The sequence below is a fragment of the Roseomonas mucosa ATCC BAA-692 genome, assembly GCF_000622225.1.
In the GTDB taxonomy this organism is placed as follows: Bacteria; Pseudomonadota; Alphaproteobacteria; order Acetobacterales; family Acetobacteraceae; genus Roseomonas; species Roseomonas mucosa.
In genome coordinates, this window is sequence record NZ_JHWD01000001.1 from 60,859 (window position 1) to 86,181 (window position 25,323).

The 25,323-nt window shown below is 67.9% G+C and carries 24 protein-coding genes, 1 tRNA gene and 1 pseudogene; 14 read left to right on the plus strand and 12 right to left on the minus strand.

Annotated elements, in window-relative coordinates; all coding sequences use genetic code 11:
- Window positions 1-6: 6 nt before the first annotated feature.
- The 8 genes from grxC to BT98_RS0100370 all read left to right on the plus strand — a co-directional run bounded on the left by grxC (window position 7) and on the right by BT98_RS0100370 (window position 4,415).
- Window positions 7-279: a glutaredoxin 3 gene (gene grxC / locus BT98_RS0100345; protein WP_027297105.1), complete on the plus strand. Its 273-nt coding sequence runs from the start codon at window positions 7-9 to the stop codon at window positions 277-279.
- Between the two features lie 64 nt (window positions 280-343).
- The gene (locus BT98_RS28515) at window positions 344-625 is read left to right on the plus strand and encodes a DUF427 domain-containing protein (RefSeq protein ID WP_062342448.1); all 282 of its coding nucleotides are present in this window, start codon (window positions 344-346) and stop codon (window positions 623-625) included.
- A gap of 38 nt (window positions 626-663) precedes the next feature.
- Entirely contained in the window at window positions 664-1,419 is a 756-nt protein-coding gene (locus BT98_RS0100350) for an SDR family NAD(P)-dependent oxidoreductase (RefSeq protein ID WP_027297106.1), read from the plus strand.
- A gap of 160 nt (window positions 1,420-1,579) precedes the next feature.
- Window positions 1,580-2,026 (plus strand): nuclear transport factor 2 family protein, encoded by a 447-nt coding sequence (locus BT98_RS22665; RefSeq protein WP_207790344.1) that lies wholly within the window; start codon window positions 1,580-1,582, stop codon window positions 2,024-2,026.
- 62 nt (window positions 2,027-2,088) lie between these two features.
- Window positions 2,089-2,355: a hypothetical protein gene (locus BT98_RS26435; RefSeq protein WP_024588016.1), complete on the plus strand. Its 267-nt coding sequence runs from the start codon at window positions 2,089-2,091 to the stop codon at window positions 2,353-2,355.
- 193 nt (window positions 2,356-2,548) lie between these two features.
- Window positions 2,549-3,043 carry a Dps family protein gene (locus tag BT98_RS0100360; protein WP_027297107.1) on the plus strand — a complete coding sequence of 165 codons (495 nt, stop codon included), beginning with the start codon at window positions 2,549-2,551 and terminating at the stop codon, window positions 3,041-3,043.
- Window positions 3,044-3,072: 29 nt separating this feature from the next.
- Complete coding sequence (locus tag BT98_RS22670; protein WP_072492847.1) at window positions 3,073-3,927, plus strand: alpha/beta fold hydrolase; 855 nt, start codon at window positions 3,073-3,075, stop codon at window positions 3,925-3,927.
- Window positions 3,928-3,929: 2 nt separating this feature from the next.
- Window positions 3,930-4,415, plus strand: coding sequence for a peptide-methionine (S)-S-oxide reductase (locus BT98_RS0100370; protein ID WP_027297108.1), 486 nt, complete (start codon window positions 3,930-3,932; stop codon window positions 4,413-4,415).
- Between the two features lie 36 nt (window positions 4,416-4,451).
- On the opposite strand, the gene BT98_RS27055 is transcribed toward BT98_RS0100370, so the two are convergent.
- The 5 genes from BT98_RS27055 to BT98_RS0100395 all read right to left on the minus strand — a co-directional run bounded on the left by BT98_RS27055 (window position 4,452) and on the right by BT98_RS0100395 (window position 9,885).
- Window positions 4,452-6,242, minus strand: a complete 1,791-nt coding sequence (locus BT98_RS27055) for a hypothetical protein (protein ID WP_072492846.1) — start codon at window positions 6,240-6,242, stop codon at window positions 4,452-4,454.
- Window positions 6,243-6,547: 305 nt separating this feature from the next.
- Window positions 6,548-6,624: transfer RNA gene (locus tag BT98_RS0100380), tRNA-Arg, on the minus strand.
- 240 nt (window positions 6,625-6,864) lie between these two features.
- Window positions 6,865-8,040 (minus strand): glycoside hydrolase family 108 protein, encoded by a 1,176-nt coding sequence (locus BT98_RS27750; protein ID WP_019463287.1) that lies wholly within the window; start codon window positions 8,038-8,040, stop codon window positions 6,865-6,867.
- Between the two features lie 220 nt (window positions 8,041-8,260).
- On the minus strand, window positions 8,261-9,190 hold the full coding sequence (locus BT98_RS0100390) for a tyrosine recombinase XerC (protein ID WP_027297110.1): 930 nt from the start codon (window positions 9,188-9,190) through the stop codon (window positions 8,261-8,263).
- A gap of 38 nt (window positions 9,191-9,228) precedes the next feature.
- Complete coding sequence (locus tag BT98_RS0100395; RefSeq protein WP_027297111.1) at window positions 9,229-9,885, minus strand: hypothetical protein; 657 nt, start codon at window positions 9,883-9,885, stop codon at window positions 9,229-9,231.
- Window positions 9,886-10,087: 202 nt separating this feature from the next.
- On the opposite strand from BT98_RS0100395, the gene BT98_RS0100400 reads away from it, so the two are divergent.
- A complete protein-coding gene (locus tag BT98_RS0100400) occupies window positions 10,088-11,206 on the plus strand; it encodes a THUMP domain-containing class I SAM-dependent RNA methyltransferase (RefSeq protein WP_026033163.1) in 1,119 nt (372 codons plus the stop codon).
- Between the two features lie 88 nt (window positions 11,207-11,294).
- Here the strand turns inward: BT98_RS0100400 and BT98_RS0100405 are convergent, their stop codons facing one another.
- Window positions 11,295-11,915, minus strand: a complete 621-nt coding sequence (locus tag BT98_RS0100405) for a pyridoxamine 5'-phosphate oxidase family protein (RefSeq protein ID WP_019461022.1) — start codon at window positions 11,913-11,915, stop codon at window positions 11,295-11,297.
- 117 nt (window positions 11,916-12,032) lie between these two features.
- On the opposite strand from BT98_RS0100405, the gene BT98_RS0100410 reads away from it, so the two are divergent.
- On the plus strand, window positions 12,033-12,893 hold the full coding sequence (locus BT98_RS0100410) for a LysR substrate-binding domain-containing protein (protein ID WP_019461021.1): 861 nt from the start codon (window positions 12,033-12,035) through the stop codon (window positions 12,891-12,893).
- Window positions 12,894-12,910: 17 nt separating this feature from the next.
- Here the strand turns inward: BT98_RS0100410 and BT98_RS28325 are convergent, their stop codons facing one another.
- Together BT98_RS28325 and BT98_RS28580 are read right to left on the minus strand one after the other, a co-directional pair.
- The gene (locus BT98_RS28325) at window positions 12,911-13,033 is read right to left on the minus strand and encodes a hypothetical protein (RefSeq protein ID WP_019461020.1); all 123 of its coding nucleotides are present in this window, start codon (window positions 13,031-13,033) and stop codon (window positions 12,911-12,913) included.
- Between the two features lie 272 nt (window positions 13,034-13,305).
- Window positions 13,306-13,590: pseudogene (locus BT98_RS28580) on the minus strand (transposase); the annotation flags it as partial.
- 41 nt (window positions 13,591-13,631) lie between these two features.
- Between BT98_RS28580 and BT98_RS27060 the strand changes: the two are divergent.
- On the plus strand, window positions 13,632-14,552 hold the full coding sequence (locus BT98_RS27060; RefSeq protein WP_147292448.1) for a hypothetical protein: 921 nt from the start codon (window positions 13,632-13,634) through the stop codon (window positions 14,550-14,552).
- A gap of 213 nt (window positions 14,553-14,765) precedes the next feature.
- Here the strand turns inward: BT98_RS27060 and xdhB are convergent, their stop codons facing one another.
- Both xdhB and BT98_RS0100425 read right to left on the minus strand, forming a co-directional pair.
- Entirely contained in the window at window positions 14,766-17,057 is a 2,292-nt protein-coding gene (gene xdhB, locus BT98_RS0100420) for a xanthine dehydrogenase molybdopterin binding subunit (RefSeq protein WP_019461019.1), read from the minus strand.
- Window positions 17,057-18,439 carry a xanthine dehydrogenase small subunit gene (locus BT98_RS0100425; RefSeq protein ID WP_019461018.1) on the minus strand — a complete coding sequence of 461 codons (1,383 nt, stop codon included), beginning with the start codon at window positions 18,437-18,439 and terminating at the stop codon, window positions 17,057-17,059. The genes xdhB and BT98_RS0100425 overlap by 1 nt, the downstream gene beginning before the upstream one ends.
- Before the next feature lie 196 nt (window positions 18,440-18,635).
- Between BT98_RS0100425 and BT98_RS22685 the strand changes: the two genes are divergently transcribed.
- Window positions 18,636-19,574: a CorA family divalent cation transporter gene (locus BT98_RS22685; protein WP_051004821.1), complete on the plus strand. Its 939-nt coding sequence runs from the start codon at window positions 18,636-18,638 to the stop codon at window positions 19,572-19,574.
- 214 nt (window positions 19,575-19,788) lie between these two features.
- On the opposite strand, the gene fsa is transcribed toward BT98_RS22685, so the two are convergent.
- Window positions 19,789-20,445, minus strand: a complete 657-nt coding sequence (fsa, locus tag BT98_RS0100435; RefSeq protein ID WP_019461016.1) for a fructose-6-phosphate aldolase — start codon at window positions 20,443-20,445, stop codon at window positions 19,789-19,791.
- Between the two features lie 37 nt (window positions 20,446-20,482).
- Here fsa and BT98_RS0100440 point away from each other — a divergent pair, with 37 nt between their 5' ends.
- Both BT98_RS0100440 and BT98_RS22690 read left to right on the plus strand, forming a co-directional pair.
- Window positions 20,483-22,723: a primosomal protein N' gene (locus BT98_RS0100440; protein WP_051004818.1), complete on the plus strand. Its 2,241-nt coding sequence runs from the start codon at window positions 20,483-20,485 to the stop codon at window positions 22,721-22,723.
- Window positions 22,724-23,151: 428 nt separating this feature from the next.
- The gene (locus BT98_RS22690) at window positions 23,152-24,714 is read left to right on the plus strand and encodes a sugar porter family MFS transporter (RefSeq protein ID WP_019461014.1); all 1,563 of its coding nucleotides are present in this window, start codon (window positions 23,152-23,154) and stop codon (window positions 24,712-24,714) included.
- Window positions 24,715-24,765: 51 nt separating this feature from the next.
- On the opposite strand, the gene BT98_RS22695 is transcribed toward BT98_RS22690, so the two are convergent.
- Window positions 24,766-24,996, minus strand: coding sequence for a hypothetical protein (locus BT98_RS22695; RefSeq protein ID WP_019461013.1), 231 nt, complete (start codon window positions 24,994-24,996; stop codon window positions 24,766-24,768).
- Between the last annotated feature and the right edge of the window lie 327 nt (window positions 24,997-25,323).

The window sequence follows — 25,323 nt, forward strand, 5'->3', positions numbered from 1 at the left end:
TGCAACATGAAGCCTGAAGTCCTCATCTACACCACGAGTTGGTGCCCGTTCTGCCGTCGTGCGAAGGCGCTCCTCAAAGAGAAGGGCGTGGCATTCACTGAGCTTGATATCGAAGCCGATCCTGCACACCGGAAGGCGATGATCGAGTCGTCGGGGCGAAGCACCGTGCCGCAGATCTTCATCAACGAGACGCATGTCGGCGGCTCCGACGATCTCGTTGCGCTCGATGCAGATGGCTCGCTCGACAAGCTGCTTGCCGGACAAACCACGGCAAACTGATTTGTCCCGCCCGACAGGGCCACTTGTCGATGGAAGTGGCTGAACGACGAGAGAGGAGTCCGGTTTGGTCTCAGCAGTTTGGAACGATGTCACCCTCGCGGTAAGCGACGAGACTATGGTTGTGGATGGAAACCATTATTTCCCGCCTCACTCGGTTGACCGGCAGTATCTGGAACCGAGCGAGCACACGTCTGTCTGTCCCGTGAAGGGGACGGCCCAATACTTCCATCTCCGGGTCGGGGACCGGCGCAACGCAAACGCTGCGTGGACCTATGCCGACCCTTCTCCGGCGGCCCATTCCATCAAGGATCACATCGCCTTCTGGAAAGGCGTCAACGTCGCGTAGCCGTCCGCCGGCAATTAGATTTCAGAAAGGAACCGCCGATGTCGAAAGTTTTGGACGGCAAAGTCGCTATCATCACGGGTGGCTCTCGAGGCCTTGGCGCCGTGCTGGCGGCGACGCTCGCCGATCAGGGAGCCGATATTGCTATCACCTACGCTGCGTCGGCCGATAAAGCCGAGTCCGTCGCCGAGGTGGTGAGGGCCAAAGGCGTTCGCGCTCTCGCAATTCGATGCGATCAAGCGGATACGTCCGCCGCCAAGCCGATGGTCGAGCAGGTCGTAGCTGAACTCGGCAAGCTCGACATCTTGATCAACAACGCCGCAATCGCCGTCCAAGGAAAATTGGTTGACGATCCGACGCTCGATTCCGCCGCGTTCGACAGGCAGTGGATGGTCAATGTCATGGGCACCGTGGCGATCACGCGTGCGGCGGCGCAGAAAATCTCTGACGGTGGCCGCATTGTCTTCATCGGTTCCGGCCTGGGCACCCGAGCGATCGTGCCGGGAATTGCCGACTACGCAGGAACCAAGGCAGCGATCGCAGGATATGCCCGTGGGGTGCAACGCGATCTTGGCCCACGCAACATTACCGTCAACGTGGTCCAACCTGGCATCATGCCAACCGACATGACCGGGGAAGTTGCTGAGAATTTTCCGCAGGCCGTCATCGATATGCATCCCATCCGTCGGATCGCCACGATTGAGGAAGTGGCGGGCGCCGTCAGTTACCTCGTTAGTCCCGCTGCAAGCTACACAGCTGGCGCGGTGATAGATGTGTCAGGGGGCGTCCTGGTCTGAATCGATGCTCGACGGGCGTGTCACGCGGATAACTGAAGGACGATCACTTCCGCACCTCAGCGCTCCGTTGAATTCCGGGCAGCAGACCGGCTGATCCTGCAGGGCCCATTATTCTCGAAGCAATAGCGGATAAAGCTTCCGCATCTCAGGAGTTCATAGAGTGCCGAATGCAGAGGTGACCCAAGACCGCATCGCCGTCGCCACCGACTATTTCCGGAAAATCGACAGTGGCGATCCCACCATCCTCGACATTCTGACTGACGATGTCGTGACGTACTTCCCGAAGTTCGGAGTTGGATATGGCAAAGCCGAATTCATGGAAGTCGCCAAGGGTCTGTTGGGGTCGCTTCAGCGGATCGAGCACGATTTCGATCGCATGACCTTCCACGTAGCCGGCGACCACGTGATTGTGGAAGGCTTTGAAGGTGGCGTTATGGCTGACGGCACGGCGTGGCCGGTTGAAGGCCGGTCCGAAGGCCGTTTCGCCAACGTATTCGAGTTCGACGGCGCGCTTATCAAGCGTGTTTTCATCTACGTGGACCCGGACTTCGCTAGCGCTAATGACGCGGGGTTTCTTTGGGGCCGCAACGTCAGACTGACGCGATGACCCCAATCGCATGGCGCAGCACTCACGTTCGCAGGGCGAAGGCCGATTGGCGGTGATGCAGAATGGACCATCCAGAATTCGATACGGCTTTCGAGCGTCTGCCTGAGGGGTATAGCGAAGGCGCTTACGAAGGCAGGCGTTTCGGCGTGACGGTTCGTCGGTCGGAGGATGGACGGAGGAACAGCCTTTTTGCTCGAGAACTAGCCGGGAACGACATCGTCAGCTTCAATCTGTATCGCGTTGCTTCGGGCAGTGCGTCGCTGAAGCCGTGCGAGATGTCCTCGGAGAAGGTTATCGCTTTCGTATTGGGCTATCAGCCGAATGCCTGATGAGCATGTGGGGTTCGCTGCCTTCCCATTTTCCCGTGCCGCTCCAAGCGCCCCTTCTGGTCGCCAGAACTATCGAAACTATAGACACAGGCCATTGGACTTCGATCTGAGGTAAATTCATCTTCTATACCTCAGCGTTCCAGAGAATCGGCGCTGATCTTTTGCGCAAGCCTTCATCGAGGAAGTTCACGCGATGACAAACTCCAGTGCTGCAACCGTGCCTTCACCATCTGACCTCGACGAGAACGCGACCATGACGGTCGCGGATGCGTTGAAGATCATTTTGGCGAACAGCTATGCGGTCTACCTCAAGACCAAGAACTTTCACTGGCATGTCTCGGGCCCGTACTTCAGGGACTACCATCTCCTTCTCGATGAGCAAGCTGCGGAAATCCTCGCAGCGACCGATGCGATGGCGGAGCGCGCCCGGAAGACCGGAAATACGACCATACGATCGATCGGCGATATCGCCAGCCACCAGACGATCAAGGACAACGACGCTGAGTTCGTCACGCCGCAGGACATGCTGGCGGAGCTGCGCGCCGATAATCTTCACATGGTCGAGTCGCTGCGCCGCGCAAAGGAAGTCGCCGACGAGGCGAAGGACAACGCGACCTCCGGCCTGATCGATACCTGGACCGACGAAGCGGAACGCCGAGCGTGGTTCCTTTTCGAAGTCAGCCGATAGGTCTGCTGCTCAACGGATCGGATCGTTTCATGGCGCCTAACGATGTGCAGACCCAGTTCCTTCAGACAGAGGGCGGTAGGATAGCCTTCGACGATACGGGTGGAACCGGACCTCTCGTCGTAGGCATCCCAGGAATGGGAGACCTGCGCTCCGAGTATCGGCTCATCAAGCCCATGCTGCAGCATGCGGGATGCCGAGTGGTGACGATGGACGTCCGCGGATTCGGCCAATCGTCGCCGGAGTGGTCGGATTACTCCGCGCGAGCGGTCGGCCGTGACGCCGTCGCCATCCTCCGACAGTTGGCTGACGGGCCAGCCGTGATCATGGGCAACTCGTTCGCAGCCGGCTCCGCGCTTTGGGCTGCCAAGGAAGCTCCTAGTCACGTCAACGGGGTGGTGCTGCTCGGTCCGATCGTTCGCGATCTTCCCTTCACGACGATCCAGAAACTTGTCCTTGGGCTCGGATTCGCGGGGCCATGGCGAACCTGGTTCTGGACCACTTACTGGAGCAGCCTATTCCCGACGAAACCGGCGCCGGATCATGCTGAGGTAAAAGCGGCGATTGCTGCAAACCTCAGGGAGCCAAAGCGCATGCAGGCTCTCTTGACGATGCTCTCATTGTCGAAGTCCGACACCGCAGCGATCTTGGACGAGATCTCTGTGCCGAGCCTCATCGTCATGGGCACAAAGGATCCCGACTTCACGGACCCTGTCGAAGAAGCCCGAAGCTTGGCTTCGAGGCTCCATGCCGAAACCATGATTGTCGAGGGCGCTGGGCACTACCCTCATGTCGAAATGGCGAACGATGTCGGACAGCGGATCATCGCGTTCGTCCGCCAGCTCGATAAGTCTGGCCCGGCCGTTGTGCCTTTGCGCAGGAGCTAAGTATGGCACAGGTGGGCTTTGGAGGAGGTTGCCACTGGTGCACCGAGGGCGTTTTCCAAGCGTTGCGCGGCGTCACGCAGGTCCACCAGGGCTTTCTACAATCGGCCGCCCCGGCGGACACCTGGGCCGAGGGGGTGATTGTAACGTTCGAACCCTCCGTTATCGGACTGGAGACACTGTCCGAGGTGCACCTGCGCACACACTCCGCCACTCGTGCGCGCTCGGTTCAAAACAAGTACCGAAGCGCGATCTATATCTTCGACGAGATTCAGCGAGCCGAAGCCGATGAGGCGATACGCGGATACGCTGCGGAGACCGGCAAGCCGGTCCACACCCTCGTCCTACCATTCGCGGGCTTCAAAGCTTCGGACGAGCGATATCAGAACTATTATCGCACCGACCCGAACAGGCCTTTTTGTCGGCGATACATCGATCCCAAGCTCGACTTCATCCGCGAGCATTTTTCGGAGAACGCGCTAGAGCGTTAGTCGTACATGTGGAGTAACGCCGGAGTATCTCCGACGTTAGTCAGAACGCACTTCTCCCGGTTGCCCCTCATCCGACTCCGGTCGGTGGCTGGCAGTCGACGCTGCTCCAATAAACTCCGCCTCGCCGAGCACGAAGCGACCGAGATTCAGTACAGGGTCCTCACCGCGTTCGATCGCCTGTTCGAACTCGATCAGGGGAGCAAGTCCGGGAACAGTCTCGACCGCACGACCGAGCTCACCCAGCGCCTTAGTTTTGCTGCCCTCGTGCAAGAGCCGGTCTGCGAGCAGGATGTGGAGAGCCGCATCAACTCGCATCGGAAGAGGGGCGGGTTTGTTGCCTAACCGCTCTTTCCAGCGGGCGTCGGAAAGCAACTGCATATCTTCGGTCGACCATTCAATCGGCCGTCCGAGCACCATTCCGATTGCGAAGCTCACCATGCTCGGTTCCGCCAAGTCGGCCTCAAACCGCTTGGCGAGCTTCGGCTTGAGCCTGCGACGACGGTCCGGGGGAGCGACCGTGTTCCAGACCGTCATGATCCCGGCCATCGCAAGGCGATCCTCTCGTTTGGAAAGGCCGAGCGCCGTGCCCTCGATGGATTCTAGAACAGGGCTCATATCGACAAGACCCGTCTCGCTACGCTTTGATAGCCCCTCGATCAGATATGTTAGCATTCCATCGAAATACTCGGCAGCGGTATCACGATTGAACCCCTCGGCCCGTCCGATCCAATATTGCGCTGCCCAGCGGCCCGGCATGATTCCGGGTAGTGCTGAGCGGTAGTTGAATGTCGAATCGACACCTTGAGGAGCACGCTCAACGAAGCGCCGCACCACATGACGGCTCAGGCGTGACAGTCCTTCCAAACTTAGGACAATGCCGGTGTCTAGCAATGCCGTATCGGCACGATCGCCTGCCATCCAAACCTCCCGAGCCAAGCGCTCCAAAGCGTGAACGGTTCGCGAGCGGATAGAATAGGCTTGGCGCAGCGCGTTTGGGAGCTCGGTAGTCTTGATTGGTCGGATCGCGCCAACAGCTTCGTTCCGATAGAAGGAGGGCTCAACGTGATCTAGCACAAAGGCGACGAACTGCCGCTGAAGACCATGATGCTCATTTGCAAGCACGGCGCTCTCGATCCGCGCGCGGACAACGTCGTCAAGTCCTTGGGTGGCTGCGTCTATCCGATGTCGTTTCGACGGATCGTAGTCCTCCCAGACAGCGGGTTCGCTTTCGGACGCTTGGCCGAGTGATTCTAGAGCCGCCACCATCAATGTATATGCTAATGCGGCGTCTTCATCGACGATAAGCGTCGCATCGACGATCTGGCGTATGGCCCTGATGACCGCCTCGTAGCTCTTGCGCTGTAGCCCGAGGAGTGAGCGCGTGAAGCGTTCAAGGTCCGCTACACCCTCGTCCGTGAGGATAACCGTTGCGTCGAAGGTCTGGCGCAATAGGCTCGCGGGACCGCGGCGATTTCTTTCCTCGCCTTGTTGAGCAGAAATCAGCCGGCGCGCCATGTCATGGTCGCGGACGCAAGTGGCTTTGGTACAGAAGGCGACTACTGCGGCAACCTCGTCGAGCAACTGGTCGCCACTGGTGGCGGCGAGGACTTCAAGCGTCCCGGAGGGGCTCTGGGCTTCCAGCTGCTCTCGCGCTTCGACCGTGAAGGTGCGCGGACCATCAAATGTCGTCGAAGGCAGCAGCCTCCCAAAAACGAAGGTCAGTGTCTGCTCACGAAAGGCGCGCAGGTTTGTATAAAAAATACCCCGGTGTAGCGTGTCCGTGAGCGGTACCGGCCGGAAATACATGCCTTGCACGATCTGTAGCATTGGCTAGCCCCCCTTCGCGCTAGCTTGATCAGGAACAGCGCTACGCTCCCTGCTAGATCAATCAACAGTGCGGCATCTGAGCACCCCTTTGAATGTCGGCGTCCGACAATAGCTGTCGGATGCCAAAACACTCGTGAACGGCGAGAAGTCGCAGGTAAGTTCTGCCATTACGCGTGCCGCTTGCGAGCGATGCTGGTCAAGTCCCGCAGGGCTTGGAGGTATTCGCAGCGTCACAACGGCGCCATCAGCTCCGCCCAGTTCCTCATGAAGGAGCCTGAAAGCGATCGTACTGTCTGTCTGAGAGATGGCGCACCCATCAGGATTCGAACCTGAGACCTCTACCTTCGGAGGGTAGCGCTCTATCCAGCTGAGCTATGGGTGCCTGTTGCTTACGCAGTGCTTACGCGGAAAACCTGTAGGGTGGAAGCCTCAACGGTAACTCCCGCAAACCTTTGTAAACAATCTCCTTTTCTACGTCTCTCACAAACCAGCAGCCCTTGACTTCAGCCTTCGGAGGGCAACGCTCTATCCAGCTGAGCTACGGGTCCGTCAGCGCCCGTCTAGCGCATGGCGCCGGAGAGGGGAAGCCCCCCCGGCACCACGTGGCCGGGTGCCGTGTTTCTCAGGCGGCAGCCCGGCTGGGCGTGCCGGCCATCCGGAGCGCCGCCATGCGCACCGCCTCCGTCCGGTTGGCCCAGCCCCGGCCGAAACGGGCGAAGCCGTCCAGCGAGCGGTAATAGGCGAGGCGGGCCTCGGAGAAGGAGGCGATCAGCCGCTCCGCCTCCAACGCCCGCGCGGCGGCCAGGGTGATGGGACCGACCGAACCATCCGCCATCACACCCACCGCCTTCTGCAGCAGCTTCACCGCGCGCGAGGGACCGGCATTCACGCCGAAATCGAAGACGCCGAGATCGACCCCCGGCGGCAGCTCGGCGCAGCGCATCGGTGTCCAGTAGCGGGCGCGGTAGATCTCTCGCGCCTCGGCACGGGACAGGTCGCGGACCTCGTCCACCGTCACCGCCCGGTCGCGGAAGGCGCTCAGCACGTCCCGGGTGATGCCCATGTTGGTGGCGCCGCCGGGGTCCCGCGGATCGTTCACGAAGCCGCCTTCCTGTTGCAGCACGACGGCGAGGCAGCGGTCGAAGCGTTCCTCCGGCGAATCGGGGGCGGAGGCGGTCCGGGGCAGGCTGGCCACGTTGGATGGCGTCGCGGCCATGTCGCGCAGGGTGGAGAGGGCAGACTGCACCTGCTCCCCGGCCTGCACCGTCTGCGCCCGTTGCAGCACCCCGGCGAGACGGTCTTTCTCATGCGCGGACTGTGAGGAGCCGATCCAGAAATTCACCACCGAGGCGAAGGCGGCCCCCAGCGTGCCCACGGTGATGTTCACCAGCGCCGCGGTTTCCGGCGGAAAGGTGTGGTTGAAGGAGACCAGCAGCACCATCACCACCAGGAAGGCCAGGATCACCAGGCTGGAGATCAGGGCCGGCCCCCAGGGGAGGGGCTGCAGGGGTGGCAGTTCCAGGTGGGCGGAGGCGGGCTTCGCGCCATCGCCCGGGGCGCCGCCGCCGCTTTCCGGGAGGTGCGCCAGCAGGATCTCCGCCAGGCGCATCCGCAGGCCGGCAGCGAGGGCGGGATCGGCCGCCACGGCGGCATGGGCGGCCTGGGCCCCGGCGGCGCCGGTGGCCTGGGTGACGGCCTCGGAAACCCGGGAACCGAGCAGGCCGGAGGAATCGGTGGCGAGCCACCGGGCGATATCCGGCAGCAGCGCCACCGCGAGGGGCAGGTGGGGCAGGGGCATGGGGCGGGGGCCTCGCGCGACGCACCGGCCGCGTGGGACCAGGCCCGGAGGCATGGCGACGCGGCATTCCCGACCGCGTCCGGGATGGGGCGGCCGGGAATTCCGGTGCAGGGATGGGCTGGGGTGGGCCATCGGGCGCGGTTCGCCCGCTGGCCTTGACTTTCTAGGATAAAAATCCTATCAAGTCAAGGAAATCGCCCATTGATGAATCCGCGCCGCTTCAGCCGCCGCGCGGATGCGCCTTGCGCCAGGTCTCCAGCAGGCCCGCCGCATCCACCGCGGCATAGCGCTGGGTGGTGGACAGGCTGGCATGGCCCAGCAGCTCCTGGATCACGCGCAGGTCGGCACCGCCGCCCAGCAGATGGGTGGCGAAGGAATGGCGCAAGGCGTGCGGGGTGGCGTGTTCCGGCAGGCCGGCGAGGCGCCGGTGGTTCTGGATCAGCTTGCGGGCCAGGGCATCGTGCAGGCGCCCGCCCCGGGCCCCGATGAAGAGCGGGTCCTCCGGCCGGGCGCCGGGGCGATGGCGGAGGGACTCTGCGATGGCCGCAGCCACGGCGGGGAGGACAGGGACGAGCCGCTCCTTGTCGCCCTTGCCGCGGATGCGGAGCGTGCCGCCCGGCTGCGGCGCGTCGCGGACATCGAGGGACAGCGCCTCGGAGATGCGGAGCCCGGCGCCGTAGAGCAGCGTGAAGAGGGCGTTGTCGCGGGCGGATAGGGCGGGGTCGTCCTGGCCCTGGCCGATTTCCGCCGCCACGCCGCGCGCCTGGGCGGCGGTGAGGGCCTTGGGGATGGGGGGCTTGAGCCGTGGGCCGCGCAGCCCGGCCAGCATGTCCAGCGGCAAGCCGTGGCGGCGGGCCAGCCAGCGCAGAAAGGCCCGCACGGCGGCGAGCTGGCGGGCACGGGTGGCATTGCCGGCGCCGTCCTCCTGCCGCCGGGCGAGGAAGGCGCGGAGATCGGCGGGGCGGAGCGCGGCCAGGGCGGCGAGGTCGGGCTCGCGGCCTAGGTGATGGGTCAGGAAGCCCAGGAAATCCGCCAGGTCGCGGCCATAGGCGGTGATCGTGTGGCGACTGGAAAGGCGCTCCCCGGCGAGCCAGTCGAGAAAGGCGGCGCGGGCGGCGATGGCGCCAAGGGCGGCGGATTCCGGTGGCATGGCGGGGGCGGGGCGGGCGACGGGGGCGGCGGGGCGCCTCATGGCGCGGCGGCCTCCCTTCCCCCGGAGGCGAGGGCCGTGGCGGCGGCGCGGGCGAGGAAGTCCAGGGCGCGGCCGGAGCCCTGGGCGGGCAGCAGCGCGGGCTCGCGCGTGCCGAGAGCCAGCAGGCCGGTGCCGGGCAGGCGCAGCAGGGCGTCACGGGCGACGAGGGGCGCCGTTTCCCCGTGCAGGGCGGCACCGTCGGGCAGGCCGGCGGCGCCACGGTCGCGCAGCAGCAGGTGGCGGCCCGGTGGCAGGAGGCGGCCGAGCCCGCCCGGGCGGAGCGGGCGGATGTGGCGGCGGGGCAGGCCCTCGGCGGCCAGGGCCACGGAATCGAGGCCCAGCAGGGTCGGCCATTCCAGGGCGATGGTCTCGGCCGGATCGTGCGAGCCGATCAGCGCCAGCACGGCGCCCTGGACGCGGGTGGCGAGGCTGTCGCCGGAGCGGGCGGCGCGGGCGGTGTCGCGCAGGGCATGGCGCTCGGCGGCCAGCATCGCCGCCATGTGGTCGGCCAGCCTTTCCCCATGCACGCGGCGGGGCGGTTCCAGGCGGCGGTAGAGGGCGGGACGCTCGGCCAGGAAATGCGGCCGGGCGGCGAGCCAGGCGGCGATGCGTTCGGCCTCGTCCTCCTCCTCGGTTTGGGGAAGCAGGGTCATCCGGGCCCGATCCTGCCTCCCCGGCGGGCAGAAGGCCAGCGCTGCGATGCGGAAGCCGGGCGCGCGGACGGCGCCGGGCAGGAGGCGCCGGGCAGGAGGCGCCGGACCGGGGCGCGATGGGCGCGCCTTTCCCGGGATGGTAGGAGGAGGGGGTGGCGCCTGCGGACCGCGCCTTCCCAATGCTTCCCCTTTGGCGGACGAGATGACCAAGGACCAGGATTTCGAGATCTTCCTGGCGGCCCCGCCGGGGCTGGAGGCGGTGCTCCACGACGAGGTGCGTGGCAAGGGGTTCAGGCAGGCCAAAGCGGTGCCGGGGGGCGTGACGATCCGGGGCGGCTGGCCGGAGGTGTGGCGCGCCAACCTGTGGGTCCGCGGCGCGGGGCGGGTGCTGGCGCGGCTGGACACGTTCCGCGTGACGCATCTCGCCCAGCTCGACGCGCGGGCGCGGCGGGTGGAATGGGGGCCGGTGCTGCGGCCGGACGTGCCCTTCCGGGTCGAGGCCTCCTGCGCCGGGTCGCGCATCTATCACAGCGGCGCGGCGGCGGAACGGATCGCGCGGGCCATCCACGAGACGGTGGGGGCGCCGGCCTCCGACGAGGCAGAACTCGTGGTGCGGGTGCGGATCGAGCGGGATGTCTGCACGATCAGCCTCGATACATCCGGCGAGCCGCTGCACCGGCGCGGCTTCAAGCCTGAGGTGAATGCGGCGCCGATGCGGGAAACGCTGGCCTCGCTGTTCCTGCGGCAATGCGGCTTCACCGGCGGCGAGAGCGTGGTGGACCCGATGTGCGGCTCTGGCACCTTCGTGATCGAGGCGGCGGAGATCGCGGCACGGCTGAACCCCGGGCGGGGGCGCTCCTTCGCCTTCGAGAAGCTGGCGAGCTTCGACGCGGAGGCCTGGGCGGCGATGCGGGCGGTGAGGAGCGCGCGGGAGCTGGCGGCCCTTTGCTTCGGCAGCGACCGGGATGCCGGGGCGGTGGCGATGAGCCGCGCCAATGCGGAGCGCGCCGGGGTGGCGGCGTTCACGCGTTTCCACCAGGGGCCGATCGGCGCGCTGGAGGTGCCGGAAGGGGCCGTGCCGGGGCTGGTGATGGTGAACCCGCCCTATGGCGGGCGGCTCGGCGAGCGGGGGGCGCTGCTGCCGCTGTACCAGACGCTCGGGCAGGTGCTGCGGCAGCGCTTCGCCGGCTGGCGCGTGGGGATGGTGACCAGCGAGGCGCGGCTGGCCCATGCCACGGGGCTGCCTTTCCTGCCGGCGGAGGCGCCGGTGCCGCATGGGGGGCTGCGGGTGACGCTGTACCGGACCGGCGTGCTCGGCTGAGGCCGCCGGGGCGCCCTGCGGCCCCGCATGGCCGAGACGTTCCGGGCTGACGCGCTGCGGCGGGGGCCAGCCATGGGGCGGCGGGGCCCTACCACATGGTCTGGCGGGCGCGCTCGGCCCAACCGTTGTCATAGGCCTCGCCGCCGACCCGGCCCTGGCTCATCTCCGCCAGGATCTGGCCGGGGGTGGGCAGGGTCCTGGGATCGACCTGGCTGTCCTGGCGCCAGAGGCCGGCGCGGATGATCGCGCGGGCGCACTGGAAATAGACTTCCGTCACCCGGATCACCATCACGGTCCGCGGCGCCTTGCCCTCCACGGCGAAGGATTCGAGCAAAGCGGGATCGGCGTCGATGGTGGCGCGGCCGTTCACGCGCATGGCGTTGCCGATGCCGGGGATCAGGAACATCAGCCCGACGCGCGGGTCGCGGACCACGTTGCGCAGGCTGTCGATGCGGTTGTTGCCGCGGCGGTCGGGCAGCAGGAGCGTGCCGGGATCGGCGATGCGGACGAAGCCCGTCCTGTCGCCGCGCGGGGAACAGTCCAGCCCCTCCGGCCCGCAGGTGGCCAGGGCCAGGAAGGGCGCGGCCTCGATGAAACGGCGGTATTGCGGGGTGATGTGGTCGGCGACCTTGGCGGTCGAGGCCTCTCCGACGGCGCCGAACTCGCCGTAGATGCGTTCCAGTTCCTCGATCGTGGCGATGGCGGCCATGGCGGTGCGCTCCGTCTCCCGTGACAGGGCGTTGCTAGACGAGGTGCCGGGGGCGGCATATCGAATACTTGTCGCCGATCTGTGCGGAAAGCTCACGGAGGTCCGGTCCTGCGCCAGTTGCCGCCCCTGTCCACGCTGCGGGCTTTCGAGGCCACGGCCCGGCTGGGCTCCGTCACGCGGGCCGCGGCGGAGCTGGGGCGCACGCATGGGGCGGTGAGCCGGCAGATCCGCAGCTTGCAGGAGGCGGCGGGCTGCGCGCTGTTCGACAAGGCGGGGACGGGGCTGCGCCTGAACGCGCGCGGCGAGGCGCTGCTGCGCGTGGTGGCGGAGGCGCTGGACGGGCTGGAGGGCGGCTGGGCGCGGCTGCTGGAGGAGGCGCGGGGGCCGGCGGTGCATGTGGCGTGCAGCGCGACCTTCGCCATGCGCTGGTTGGTGCCGAGGCTGGGCGAGTTCCACCAGCGGCATCCGGGGGTGCGGCTGCGGCTTTCCATGACCACGGCGCGGGAGGTGCGGTTCGAGGGGGCAGCGCTGGTGATCGCCTGGGACCGGGGCTCCTATCCGCCCGCCGACCAGGCGCGGGCGATCCTGCTCGGCCCGGTGGCGGTGGGGCCGGTCTGCGCGCCCGGCTATCCGGTCCGGGTGGAGGCGGGGCGGCTGCGGATGGCGGTGCGGATCGCGCATGAGCATACGGGCCGGGCCTGGGACGGGTGGGCGGCGGAATCCGGGCGCGCCGCCGCCTGGGAGGAGGAGTTGCGGTTTCCTCACACACATCTGTGCATCGGGGCGGCGCTGGCCGGGCTGGGCGTGGCTGTGGCCGAGCAGCGGCTGGTGGCTGAGGATGTGGCGGCCGGGCGGCTGGTGGCGCCCTGCGGCTTCACGACCCTGCCGGAGCGATGGGGGGCGGTTCCGTTCTCCGACAGCGTGGAGACGGGGGCGGGGCGGGAATTCGTGACGTGGCTGCGGGGGGCGCTGGGCTGAGGGCGCGGGAGGCGCGCTCATGGCCAGGACCAGCGCAGGACGGGGGCGATGCGGCGGCGGCCGGCGGCGGTGCGGTACAGGGCCATGAGGGTACGGAGCATGGCGCGGTAGGCGGTGATAGTGCCGCGCCGGGTGGGCATGGGCGGAGTTTCGCGCGGCGCAGGGTTTCGGACAAATCAGGATCGGGGAGGAGCCAAGGCGGGCCGGGCAGGGCGGAGCGCAGGTTCAGCCGGCGGGCCAGGAGGATGAGGCCCATGCCCAGGATGCGGTAGGCGCGGCGGGCGGCGCGGCAGATGCGGTGGCGGAGGGATTGCAGCGGGTGCTGCGCGGGGAGGGTGGCCAGGACGGTCAGAAGACGGCCCCAGACCCCCGCATGGGTGAGGCGACGGAAGAAGCGGGCGATGGTGTCGGTGCGGCCGTGCTGCGCCGGGAGGGCGGACCAGGGGAGCGGGGTGAGGGCGTGGGCGAAGATGGCGTCCATGCGGGCGCGGGGACCCTCCGCGACCGGGCGGCCGCGGTGGCGGGGGTCGTGCGGGAGGTAGGGGGAGAGGGCGGACCACTCCGCGTCGGTCAGGGGGTGGAAGGGGAGGGTGGGGGTGGCGCGCATGGGCGAGGGTGTAGCACGGGCGGGGGGTATTAGGCAAATTTTCCTATATTGTCGCTTTTCTAGCTGAAAGTGTCCATGCATGTCGGGCATGATTTATGTTAAATTATCAAATGAAACGAGGAATATGTAAGATGTCTCCGGAAACAACTCATGAAAACATTAGTAGGTTTTCATTTCCTGATATGGATGAAGCAAAGAGAACCTTTGGGGATAATGCTGCTATCTATGGCACGATCATAAATCAGATATTGCCAAATCTTTTTCTTGGAGGGTTTCACTTCGAAGAAAATCATATATATGAGAGGCTAGCTTCGGATGAATTGAGTGGTATCATATATGCAGGACACAAGTATTGGCAGGAAATCTTGTATCGTGCCCATATGAGTTCAGTTGCGGCAATTTTTCGCACAACGAGGTGGGTCGATGTTGCTGTTAGAGAACAGAATGCTGGGAATTTATTTGGTTGGGCATCCGCATGCCGTAGCCTGATAGAATCGTCCGGAGATATTAATTTCAGCTTAAATGCAGTGCCATTGTCGCTGGCTGAGTTGAGTGAAGTAATCAATTTGCACATGAATGGTGAAGTTTCTGGCAGTCTTTCAGTGGCCGCAGAACTAGAAGACGATCTCATACATTTCATGTATGGCAGAAAAATTCCGAAAAATGCTGACTTTCCTCAAAGTCATCAGAGGCGATCATCTGCCGAATACGTCGAACGCGTCGAAAAAATGAAAATTGATGGAGTAAAGGAACTTTATGCTGATTTGTGTGAAATTGTTCACCCAGCTGCATCTTCGGTGGAGATTTTTTTTAGATCTCGCGGTTCCGTTTGGAGAACCGACCCCAAAGGTGAATTAAATGTACTCAATAAGCGTATTGCTGCCAGTCAAAAGACTATGGGCGATGTCCTAATGGCTTCTTACAATCCACCTTTATTAACGCTCAAAGTGATAAGGCACTTTAGACTTTTGTCTGGCTATGACTTTATGGATAAGTACGAATTTCATGGATTGCCGATTTGGCAAAAAATACTAAGTACGAGTCAAAAATGAAGCCCTAGAAAACTTATTTTAGTGCGCCAGGGAGAGGTTTGGTTTTGTACCCAGTGCTAGAATATTAATGGTGAGTTTACCGGAATAGCTTGAGATTATGAATGCCTCACTCTACCCTACGGGAAGGTCCAGGAAACTCAGTTTCCTGGCGGATAGGGGGTCTGGGGGCAAAGGCAGCGCCTTTCCCCCAGGGGCCGCCAAGATTCGCGGCGCCTAACCACCCCCATCCTCGAACGCCTCCAGCATCCGCTCCGGCGTCACCGGCGCATCCAGCCGCCCCACCCCCGCCGCACCGGCCAGCGCGTTCCACACCGCCGTCGCCAGCATCAGCGGCGGCTCCCCCACGGCCTTGGAGCGGAAGATGGTGTCTGCCCGGGCGGGGGCATCCGCCAGCAGCCGCACCTCGAAGACCTCCGGCACGTCGCGGGAGCCGGGAATCTTGTAGGTGGAGGGGCCGAGGGTGCGGAGGCGGCCCTGCGTGTCCCACCAGAGTTCCTCGCAGGTGAGCCAGCCCAGGCCCTGGACGAAGGCGCCCTCGATCTGGCCGAGGTCCACGGCGGGGTTGAGGGAGCGGCCGCAATCCTGGACGAGCCAGGCGCCGGTGCAGCGATGCTCGCCGGTCAGCGTGTCCACCTCCACCTCCGCGACCGAGGCGCCATAGGAGAAGTAGAAGAAGGGCTCGCCGCGCATGGCGACGGGGTCCCAGCTCAGGCCGGGGGTCTTGTAGTGGCCGGCGGCGGAAAGGGAGACGCGTTTCGCGTGGCAGAGGCGGGCGAGCTCGCCGAAGCCGAGGCGGTGGTTGCCGGCGCGGGCCTCGTCATCGGCCAGGGTGATGTCGGCGGGGTCCACGGACCAGTGCTCGGCGGCGGCGGCGATCATGCGGGCGCGGATGGCGGTGGCGGCGATCTGCGCGGCCCAGCCGTTGAGGTCGGTGCCGGTGCTGGCGGCGGTGGGGGAGGTGTTGGGGACCTCCGCCGTGCTGGTGGCGGTGATGCGGACGCGGGAAAGGGGGACGCCGAAGGTTTCGGCGACGATCTGGGCGACCTTGATGAAGAGGCCCTGGCCCATCTCGGTGCCGCCGTGGTTCAGGCGGATGGAGCCGTCGGCATAGACATGCACGAGGGCGCCGGCCTGGTTCATGCTCTGGACGCCGAAGGAGATGCCGAAGGCGAGGACGAAGGAGCCGAGGCCGCGGCGCTTGTAGGGGTGGGCGGCGTTGAAGGCGTCGACGGCGGCGCGGCGGGCGTCCCAGCCGGACAGGGCCTGGGTTTCGGCCCAGACGCGGCGGATGAGGTCGCCTTCCAGGGTCTGGCCATAGGGGGTTTTGTCGTTGTTCTCGCCGCCGGCGAAGTTGCGGGCGCGGACGGCCTCGGGGGTAGAGCCCAGGGCGCGGGCGAGGTGGCGCACGACATCCTCCGTCAGCAGCACGCCCTGGGGGCCGCCGAAGCCGCGGAAGGCGGTGTTGCTGACGGTGTTGGTGCGGACGACGCGGCCGTCGATGCGGATATGCGGCACGTCGAGGGCGTTGAGGGCGTGGGTGACGGCGCGGAAGACGACGCCGGTGGAGAGGTCGAGGGTGTGGCCGCCATCGGCGACCATGAGGGCGTCGAGGGCGAGCAGGCGGCCCGTGTCGTCGAAGCCGGCCTTCCAGCGATAGAGGAAGGGGTGGCGCTTGCCGGTGGCGGCCATGTCGGCCTTGCGGGAAAGGCGGAGCTTGACCGGGCGGCCGGTGCGGTGGGCGGCGAGGGCGGCGGCGGCGCCGACCCAGGAGGCGTTGCTTTCCTTGCCGCCGAAGCCGCCGCCCATGCGGCGGGTCTGGACGGTGATGCGGTTGTAGTCGCAGCCGAGGATGCGGGCGGCGATGTGCTGCACCTCGGTCGGGTGCTGGGTGGAGGAATGGAGGGTGAGGTCGCCGTCCTCGCCGGGGATGGCGAGGCAGATCTGGCCTTCGAGGTAGAAGTGTTCCTGCCCGCCGCAGCGGAACTCGCCGGAGAGGGTGCGGGGGGCGGTGGCGAGGGCCTGGTCCACGTCGCCCGTGGTCATGACCATGGGGGGGAGGAGGAGGTCGCCCGCCTCCAGCGCGTCCTCGATGGAGAGGACGGGGGGCAGTTTCTCCACCTCCGCCGTGACCGTCTTGGCGGCGGCGATGGCGGCGTCGCGGGTGGTGGCGACGACCATGCCGAGGGGCTGGCCCCAGTGGAGGATCTCGCTTTCCGCGAAGAGGTGTTCGCCCGGCTTGTGGGCGGGGGAGATGTCGTTGCTGCCGGGGATGTCGGCGGGCGTCAGGACCGCGACGACGCCGGGATGCGCGCGGGCCTCGTCCGTGCGGAGGGCGAGGAGGCGCGCATGGGCGGTGTCGGCGAGGATCAGCGCGGCGTGCAGGGTGCCGGGGATGTCCGGGATGTCGTCGGCGAAGCGGGCCTGGCCGGTGCAGTGGGCGAGGGCGCTGTCATGGGGGAGGGGGGCGCCGGCGGTGCGGGTCAGGTTGGGCGGGTTCGTGTCCATCACGCGGCCTCCTGGCCGGACCAGCGGTGCCAGAGGCGCCTGAGCAGGTTGCCGGCGGCGCGCTTGCGATAGGCGGCGCTGGCGCGCAGGTCGTCGAGCGGGGCGATTTCCGCCATCAGGGCCTCGGCGGCGGCGGCGAAGCTGGCTTCGGTGAAGGGGGCGCCGGCGAGGGCGGCCTCGGCGCCGGTGGCGCGGGCCGCCTTGGGGCCGAGGCCGCCATGGGCGATGCGGGCGGTGGCGATGCGGTTGCCGTCGCGGGTGAGCAGGACGCTGAGGCCGACGGCGGTGATGTCCTGGTCGTGGCGGCGGGACAGTTTCTCGCAGGCCATCAGGGCGCCCTCGGGCGGGCGGGGGAGGAAGACGTCGCGGATGACCTCGCCCGTAGGCTTCAGGGCATTGCGGCGGTAGCCGGTGAGGAAGTCCTCCACCGGCATCTCGCGCTCGCCCTCGGGGCTGGACAGGCGGACCGTGGCGCTGAGGGCGAGCAGCGGGGGCAGGGCGTCGCCGATCGGCGAGGCGGTGCCGAGATTGCCGCCCAGCGTGCCCATGCCGCGGATCTGGCGGGAACCGAGGCGGCGCAGCAGGCCGGCGAGGGGAGCGAAGCCGGGCTCCGTGGCGCAGAGGGCGAGGAGGCGGCGGTAGGGGAGGCTGGCGCCGATGCGCAGGCCCCCGGGCGAGACCTCGGCGATGGCGAGTTCGGGGACGTCGAGGGTGCAGATGACCGCCTCCGGCACCTCGCGGTGCTCGGAGATGCGCAGGCCGAGATCGGTGCCGCCGGCGAGCAGCCAGGCGCCGGGCTGGGCGGCGCGGAGGGCGACCAGCTCCGCGAGGCTGGCGGGGCGGTGGAAGCTCTGGCTCCCGCTTTGCAGGAGCGGCGCGGCGGGCAGCGGGGCCGGCGGCGGGGGTGCCGCGGGTTCGGCGGGGAGACGGGCGAAGGCTTCCAGGATCGGGCGGTAGCCGGTGCAGCGGCAGAGATTGCCGGCCAGCGCCTCGTGCGGGTCGCCGCCCTCGGTCTGGTGCGCCCAGGCGGACATGACGATGCCGGGGGTGCAGAAGCCGCATTGCGTGCCATTGCAGGCGGCCATGGTGGACTGCACGGGATGGGCACCGCCGTCGGGGGCGCGCAGCCCCTCCACGGTGCGCAGGCGGCGGCCATGGATCTGGCCCAGGGTGAGGAGGCAGGCATTGACCGCGCTGCGGGCACCGTCGGCTTCCTCGATCACCACGGTGCAGGCGCCGCAATCGCCTTCGGCGCAGCCTTCCTTGGTGCCGGTCAGCGCGGCGGGGCCGCGCAGCCAGTCGAGCAGGGTGGTGGTGGGCGAGAGCTCCGGCGGCAGGTGCCGCGGCTCGTCGTTCAGGTGGAAGGCGATATGGGCCGGCATGGGAGTGAGCCTAGCAAGGCGGATGCCGGGATCGCCATGGCGGGAATCGCGGGGCGCGGCCGGGGCCGGCGGAGGCGGGCGGGTGGCGGTCCGTGTCATGGAACGGACACTCGCCGCGCGGCGGTGCCGGGCTTAGTGCGGGCGGCATGACATCCCTGGATTCCCCGAGCCGCGCCGCCATGCGCCGCCGGCCCGCATGATCCCGCCGCTTCAGGAAGGGGGCGACCGCAGTCATGGCCGTGTCTGGGTGCTGGACATGCCCGGCTGGCGCTGGACCCACTACGACCTGGTGACGTCCGCGGCCTTTCCGGCGATCCAGGCGGAGGGATGGGGGGAGGATGTCCTCGCCCTGATGCGCGACAAGGACGAGACGCCGCGCCTGCAGTCGCAGGACGGGCTGGTGATGGGCATCCTGCCGGATTTTCCGCACCAGGCCGGGCTGGAATCGCGGGAGGCGGCATACTGGCGCTTCGCCATGCGGGAGGACCGGATCGTCACCGGGCGGCGGAGCTCGGTGGACGGGCTGTACCATGCCTGGCAGGCGGCCCGCGAAGGACATGCGCCAGAGAGCCCGGCGGCGCTGGTGGACCTGATGCTGGCGCATTTCGGGACCGGGGTGGCGCAGCGCGCCGCGGCGCTGGATGACGAGGCGCGGCGGATCGAGGACGACCTCCTGTCCGACGAGCCGAAGCGGGGGCCGGACGAGAGCGGGCGCCGGCTGGGGGTGGTGCGGCGCGACGCGACCCGGCTGACGCGCGTCGTCGCGCCGGTGGTGCGCCTGTTGCGGGAGGAGGAGGAGGAGCTTCCCGACTGGGCGGTGGAGCAGAGCCACGAGACGGCGCGGCGGCGCATCCTCTCGGCGCTGGACGACCTGCGGGCGCTGCAGGAACACGGGCGGGCCTTGCAGGACGAGCTTTCCGCAAGGCAGGCGGCGGAGACCAACCGCAACGTCAACACCCTGTCGGTGATCACGGCCGTGCTGCTGCCGCCGAGCCTGGTGGCGGGATTCTTCGGGATGAACACCGGCGGCATGGCCTGGGCCGAGCCGGAACACGGCACGCTCTGGGCCGCGGGGCTGATGCTCGGCTCGGTGGCGGTGACGCTGCTGCTGCTCAGGCTGCGGCGGATCATCTGAGGGAGAGCGGAGGCCGTGGCTTCGCGGGCTGCGGCGCGGTGCTGCCCGGCTGAGCGGCGTGTCCGCGCCGTTGTCCCGGTTCCGGTCATCCTCCGGATCCCGGGATGCTGGCGGCGGGTGCCGGGCCATCGGGGCCGGTGCCCCGGGTTGTCCCATGGGACAGGGGGCCGGGGGAAGGGCAGGGCCTTGCCCCCGGAGTGCCCGGAGATACGGCTCAGAGGATGCTCTGGCCGGTCTTCTTCCAGTCGGCCATGAAGCCTTCCAGGCCCTTGTCGGTCAGCGGGTGCTTGACCAGGGCGCGGATGACGTTGGGCGGCAGGGTGGCGACATGGGCGCCGAGCTTGGCGCACTGGAGCAGGTGGACCGGGTGGCGGACGGAGGCGGCCAGGACCTCGGTCTTGAGGTGCGGGTAGGCCTTGTAGATCTGCATGATGTCGGCGATCAGCTGCATCCCGTCCTGGCCGGTGTCGTCGAGGCGGCCGATGAAGGGGCTGACGAAGGTGGCGCCCGCCTTCGCCGCGAGCAGGGCCTGCACGGCGGAGAAGCACAGGGTCACGTTGACCATGGTGCCGTCGTTCACCATATGTTTGCAGGCCCGCAGCCCGGCTTCCGTGAGCGGCAGCTTGACCACGACGTTGGACGCGATCTTCCGGAGGTGCTCGCCCTCCCGCATCATGCCGTCATAGTCCAGCGCCGTGACCTCGGCGGAAACAGGGCCCGGGGTGATGTCGCAGATTTCCGCGATGATGTCCCGCATCGGCCGGTTGGCCTTGGCGATCAGGGAAGGGTTGGTGGTGACGCCGTCGAGCAGGCCGGTTTCGGCCAGGGAGCGGATTTCGGAGACATCCGCGGTGTCGACGAAGAATTTCATGGGTCACGATCCCGTTCTGGTTGCGCAGGCATAGCCCATGGTGGCCCCCCGCAGAAAGCCTGGAGCTGTGAAACCGGTCGGCCCCGTGCGTCCGCGCGTGAAGGTGCTGCTGCCGCTGCCGCTGGACGGCGCCTATGACTATGGGGTGCCGGAAGGCATGGCCGTACCCCCGCCCGGCACTTTCGTGGAGGTGCCCTTCGGCGGGCGCGAGCTGCGCGGCGTGGTCTGGGACGGAGCGCCGGACCCGACGCTGTCCGAAGGCAAGCTGAAGAACCTGCTCGGCACGCTGATCGTGCCGCCGATGACCGGCAGCCTGCGGCGATTCGTGGACTGGGTGGCGGCCTATACGATGGCGCCGCCCGGCGCGGTGCTGCGCATGGCGATGAGCGTGCCCTCGGCGCTCGACCCACCGGGGCAGCAGGCGGGGTGGCGGCTTTCGGCCGCGGGCGAGGCGGCGCGGAACGGGGCGCCGGGCTACCGGCTGACCGAGGGGCGGCGGCGGATCCTGGACGTGCTGCTGCCGGGCGAGATCCGCTCGGGCGCGGAGATCGCGGACGAGGCCGGGACCTCGGCCTCGGTGCTGCGGGGGCTGGCGGATCACGGGCTGGTGGAGCCGGCGCTGATGCCGCGCCCCGTGGCCTTTCCCACGCCCGACCCGGCGCATCCCGGCCCGTCGCTGATGCCGGAGCAGGAGCAGGCGGCGGCGTCGCTGCGCGAGCTGGTGGATTCGCGGAAGTTCGGCGTGACGCTGCTGGCCGGGGTCACCGGCTCGGGCAAGACCGAGGTCTATCTGGACGCGGTGGCGGAGACGCTGCGGCAGGGGCGGCAGGCGCTGGTGCTGCTGCCGGAGATCGCCCTGTCCACCCAGTGGCTGGAGCGCTTCGAGGGCCGCTTCGGCTGCGAGCCGGCGATGTGGCATTCGGAACTGGGCGGGCGGCGGCGGCGCAACACCTGGCGCGCGGTGGCGGAAGGGGAGGCCAAGGTGCTGGTGGGGGCACGCTCGGCGCTGTTCCTGCCCTTTCCCGACCTGGGCCTGATCATCGTGGACGAGGAGCACGAGACCGCCTTCAAGCAGGAGGAGGGCGTGATCTACCACGCCCGCGACATGGCGGTGGTGCGGGCGCGCTTCGCCCAGGCGGGATGCGTGCTGGTCTCGGCCACGCCCTCGCTGGAAACGCTGACCAATGCGGAGACCGGGCGCTATACCGCCCTGAACCTGCCGCGGCGGCACGGAGCGGCGGGGCTGCCCGAGGTGACGGTGCTGGACCTGCGCAAGACGCCGCCGGAGCGGGGGCGCTTCATCGCGCCGCCGCTGGTGCAGGCGGTGAACGAGACCCTGGCGCGGGGCGAGCAGGCGATGCTCTTCCTGAATCGGCGCGGCTATGCCCCGTTGACGCTCTGCCGCACCTGCGGCCACCGGATGCGCTGCCCCAACTGCACCGCCTGGCTGGTGGAGCACCGGGCGCAGCGGCGGCTGCAATGCCACCATTGCGGCCACACGGAGCCGACGCCCCAGTTCTGTCCGGAATGCGGGGCGGAGGGCAGCCTGACCGCGATCGGGCCGGGGGTGGAGCGGGTGCAGGAGGAGGCGGCGCTGCTCTTTCCCGAGGCGCGGCGGCTGGTCATGGCCTCGGATACCATTCCCGGCCCGGCGGCAGCCGCCGAGGCGGCGCGGCAGATCGCCGAGCGCGAGGTGGACCTCGTGATCGGCACGCAGATCGTGGCCAAGGGCTGGCATTTCCCGCACCTGACGCTGGTGGGGGTGGTGGATGCGGATCTGGGGCTGGCCGGCGGAGACCTGCGGGCCGCGGAGCGGACGGTGCAGCTTCTCCATCAGGTCTCCGGGCGCGCGGGGCGCGCGGAAAGCCCGGGGCGGGTGATGCTGCAATCCTGGGTGCCGGACCATCCGGTGATGATGGCCCTCGTCTCGGGCGACCTGGACAGCTTCATGGCCGAGGAGGCCGCCGCCCGCCGCCCGGGCGGCTGGCCGCCCTTCGGCCGCTTGGCGGCGCTGATCGTGAGCTCGGAGGACGAGCGGGCGGCGGACCGGGTGGCGCGCGACCTGGGGCTTTCCGCCCCGGGCGGCGAGGGGGTGCAGGTGCTGGGCCCGGCCCCGGCCCCGCTCGCCCTGCTGCGCGGGCGGCACCGTCGGCGGCTGCTGCTGAAGGCCCGGCGCGACGTGGCGGTGCAGCCGCTGCTGTGGGACTGGCTGGGGCGGGTCGATGTGCCGGCCTCGGTGCGGATCCAGGTGGATGTGGACCCGGTGAGCTTTCTCTAGCGGCGGTTCTTCATGGCTGGCCCCGGGCAGAGGCTCCGCCTCCCCGGGCCTGCCAGATCCATCCATCATATTGATATGATAGAGGTTTGCGCCGCGGCTTTCCTGGCTTTGCGGCACAATGGCGGTTGAAGCGGCGCGCTGCGTTGCGATATGTGTCCCCTCACGCGGGCATCGGTGCCTGGGCTGCGGGGCGGTTCTGCCGGCCCCGGCCCGCCGGCTTGGTCTTCCTGAAGAAGAGGGTTGCCGGTTTTCCCGGTGGGGCCTTGGCGAGCCCTGCCCGTTCCGATGCGCGTCTTCACCGATCCGCCGGGCCGTGCCGGGTGGACCAGAGCATGGCCCCCGGCTCGGCGTGGGGGTCCCCACACCCCAGGAGGTTCCGGCGCGCGCCCGGCGCGCGCCCGACTTTCGCGAACCAGCGGAGCGATCCAATGGCCGATACGCGCGCCGCCCCCATGGTGGAGACACCGACCGTGGGGGCAGCTTCCTCAGGCAACGCCTTCCTGCTGGCCATCACCGCGGTGATGGCGGTGGCGGGCTTCCTCTATGGCTACGACACCGGGATCATCTCCGGCGCCCTGCTGCAGATCACGCAGGAGTTCGGGCTGGGCCACCGGATGCAGGAGGTGGTGACCGCCTCCATCCTGGTGGGGGCCGTGCTGGGTGCCCTCGGCACCGGCTGGCTGTCGGAACGGATCGGGCGGCGGCGCACCGTGATGGTGGTGGCCACGGTCTTCTGCCTGGGGGCGCTGGCCTCGTCGCTCGCCCGATCGCCGCTGGAGCTGTCGCTGTCGCGGGTGTTCCTGGGCCTCGCGGTGGGCGGTTCCTCGCAGGTGGTGCCCGTCTATATCGCGGAACTGGCGCCGGCGGCGCGGCGCGGGCGGCTGGTGATCACCTTCAACCTGGCCATCGGCATCGGCATCCTGCTGGCCAATGTCGTGGGCGTGGCGCTGCATGGGCTCTGGTCATGGCGGATGATGATCGCGGTGGCGATCCTGCCGGCGGCGCTGCTGTTGCTGGCCATGCTGCGCCTGCCGGAAAGCCCGCGCTGGCTGGTCGGGGCCGACCGGCCGCGGGAGGCACGGGAAGTCCTGTCCTCCGTGCGGGGTGACGAGCGGCAGGCGCGGGCCGAACTGCGCGAGATCCACCGGGTCGCCCGGCGCGAGCGTGACGCGGCGGAGCGGGGCTGGGGCGCCCTGGCGCAGCCCTGGCTGCGGCCGGCGCTGGTGGCGGCGCTGGGCGTGGCGGCCTTCACCCAGCTCTCGGGGCTGGAGATGATGATCTACTATACGCCGACCATCCTGGCCGGGGCGGGCTTCTCGCAGTCCGTGGCGCTATGGTCCAGCCTGAGCCTGGCGGTGATGTACGTAATCATGACCTTCATCGGCCGCTCCATCGTGGACCGGGTGGGCCGGCGCGGGCTGATGCTGGTGATGATCCCCGGCACCGTGGTGACGCTGCTGGTGCTCGGCGGGCTGTTCAAGGCGGGCATGGCAACGGATGAGCATGCCTGGCTGGTGGTGGGCTGCCTGCTGCTCTTCATGCTGTTCAATGCCGGCGGCATCCAGGTGGTGGGCTGGCTGCTGGGATCGGAGATGTTTCCGCTTTCCGTCCGGGGCAAGGCGAGCAGTGCCCATGCGGCCACGCTCTGGGGCTCCAACCTCCTGGTCACCGCCACGGCGCTGTCCCTGGTGCATTATGCCGGGGTGCACGGGATGATGTGGACCTATGCGGCGCTGAACCTGACCTCCTTCGTCTTCGTGCTGAAGCGGGTGCCGGAAACCCGGGGGCGGACGCTGGAGGAGATCGAGACCTCGCTGCGCGAGGGGGGCTTCCTGCCGGGGCGGCAGCGCGGCGAGGCGCCGGCCGGCCACGATGCCCTGGCCGCCCCCCCGGGGCTGACGGGCCCTGCGGCACCCTGGGGCCGGGCCGGATCGGGCATTCCCGAGGTGGCGCTGGGCGGCAGCGCCGCCTCGCTTGCACCAAAGGAATAGGAGGCCGGGAGGGGATGCCGGTTCCCCCGTGGCTTCCCGGCCGGGCGGGGGTCAGACCTCGATGGGAAAGGTGCCCCGCCAGTCCCGGATGGTCTCGTGCGGGGTGTCCTTGTTGCGCTCCTCGGGGGGAAGATCCTCGATCGGGTCCACCACCGGGCCGGTCACGCCGGTGTTGGAGGCCGGGTCGGAGGCCGGAAAGCTCTCCTCGATGGTCTCGTCCAGCTCGTTCTCCTGTTCCGGTGCCGGTTTCCGCCCAGCCGGGTCCTTCTCGGTTCCGCTCATGACGCATGCTCCTCGGGATAGGGGGCCATGCGAATCAATCGCCGCAGTGGGCGAGAAGTTACACGCGTGAAAGTTGCGCTGCCGGATTCGCGATTCCGCCTGCCGCGCCCCGCCGGGACGGGCCCGGAAGGCCGGACGGGCGGTTTTCCCTGGCCCGAAAGACGCCGCAGCGACATCAGGCTGTCGCAAAGCTGGGCCGGAACCCGCTGGAAGCGCCCTCGGCTAGTTGCCGCAATGGCTTGCCATATGTTAAGGCGCCCGCGCTGCGAGAGGGTTTCCCTCAGCGCGCGCCCGGCTCCTCGGCCGGGGCTCAACTCACGATACGGG

What these genes read in the sequence shown, in the direction of transcription:
- grxC (WP_027297105.1), top strand. Translation starts at nt 7, where the DNA reads ATGAAGCCTGAAGTCCTCATCTACACCACGAGTTGGTGCCCGTTCTGC.
- BT98_RS0100350 (WP_027297106.1), top strand. Translation starts at nt 664, where the DNA reads ATGTCGAAAGTTTTGGACGGCAAAGTCGCTATCATCACGGGTGGCTCT.
- BT98_RS26435 (WP_024588016.1), top strand. Translation starts at nt 2,089, where the DNA reads ATGGACCATCCAGAATTCGATACGGCTTTCGAGCGTCTGCCTGAGGGG.
- BT98_RS0100360 (WP_027297107.1), top strand. Translation starts at nt 2,549, where the DNA reads ATGACAAACTCCAGTGCTGCAACCGTGCCTTCACCATCTGACCTCGAC.
- BT98_RS22670 (WP_072492847.1), top strand. Translation starts at nt 3,073, where the DNA reads ATGGCGCCTAACGATGTGCAGACCCAGTTCCTTCAGACAGAGGGCGGT.
- BT98_RS0100370 (WP_027297108.1), top strand. Translation starts at nt 3,930, where the DNA reads ATGGCACAGGTGGGCTTTGGAGGAGGTTGCCACTGGTGCACCGAGGGC.
- BT98_RS27055 (WP_072492846.1), bottom strand. Translation starts at nt 6,242, where the DNA reads ATGCTACAGATCGTGCAAGGCATGTATTTCCGGCCGGTACCGCTCACG.
- BT98_RS27750 (WP_019463287.1), bottom strand. Translation starts at nt 8,040, where the DNA reads ATGCCCCTGCCCCACCTGCCCCTCGCGGTGGCGCTGCTGCCGGATATC.
- BT98_RS0100390 (WP_027297110.1), bottom strand. Translation starts at nt 9,190, where the DNA reads ATGCCACCGGAATCCGCCGCCCTTGGCGCCATCGCCGCCCGCGCCGCC.
- BT98_RS0100395 (WP_027297111.1), bottom strand. Translation starts at nt 9,885, where the DNA reads ATGACCCTGCTTCCCCAAACCGAGGAGGAGGACGAGGCCGAACGCATC.
- BT98_RS0100400 (WP_026033163.1), top strand. Translation starts at nt 10,088, where the DNA reads ATGACCAAGGACCAGGATTTCGAGATCTTCCTGGCGGCCCCGCCGGGG.
- BT98_RS0100405 (WP_019461022.1), bottom strand. Translation starts at nt 11,915, where the DNA reads ATGGCCGCCATCGCCACGATCGAGGAACTGGAACGCATCTACGGCGAG.
- BT98_RS28325 (WP_019461020.1), bottom strand. Translation starts at nt 13,033, where the DNA reads ATGCCCACCCGGCGCGGCACTATCACCGCCTACCGCGCCATGCTCCGT.
- BT98_RS27060 (WP_147292448.1), top strand. Translation starts at nt 13,632, where the DNA reads ATGTCTCCGGAAACAACTCATGAAAACATTAGTAGGTTTTCATTTCCT.
- xdhB (WP_019461019.1), bottom strand. Translation starts at nt 17,057, where the DNA reads ATGGACACGAACCCGCCCAACCTGACCCGCACCGCCGGCGCCCCCCTC.
- BT98_RS0100425 (WP_019461018.1), bottom strand. Translation starts at nt 18,439, where the DNA reads ATGCCGGCCCATATCGCCTTCCACCTGAACGACGAGCCGCGGCACCTG.
- BT98_RS22685 (WP_051004821.1), top strand. Translation starts at nt 18,636, where the DNA reads ATGATCCCGCCGCTTCAGGAAGGGGGCGACCGCAGTCATGGCCGTGTC.
- fsa (WP_019461016.1), bottom strand. Translation starts at nt 20,445, where the DNA reads ATGAAATTCTTCGTCGACACCGCGGATGTCTCCGAAATCCGCTCCCTG.
- BT98_RS0100440 (WP_051004818.1), top strand. Translation starts at nt 20,483, where the DNA reads ATGGTGGCCCCCCGCAGAAAGCCTGGAGCTGTGAAACCGGTCGGCCCC.
- BT98_RS22690 (WP_019461014.1), top strand. Translation starts at nt 23,152, where the DNA reads ATGGCCGATACGCGCGCCGCCCCCATGGTGGAGACACCGACCGTGGGG.
- BT98_RS22695 (WP_019461013.1), bottom strand. Translation starts at nt 24,996, where the DNA reads ATGAGCGGAACCGAGAAGGACCCGGCTGGGCGGAAACCGGCACCGGAA.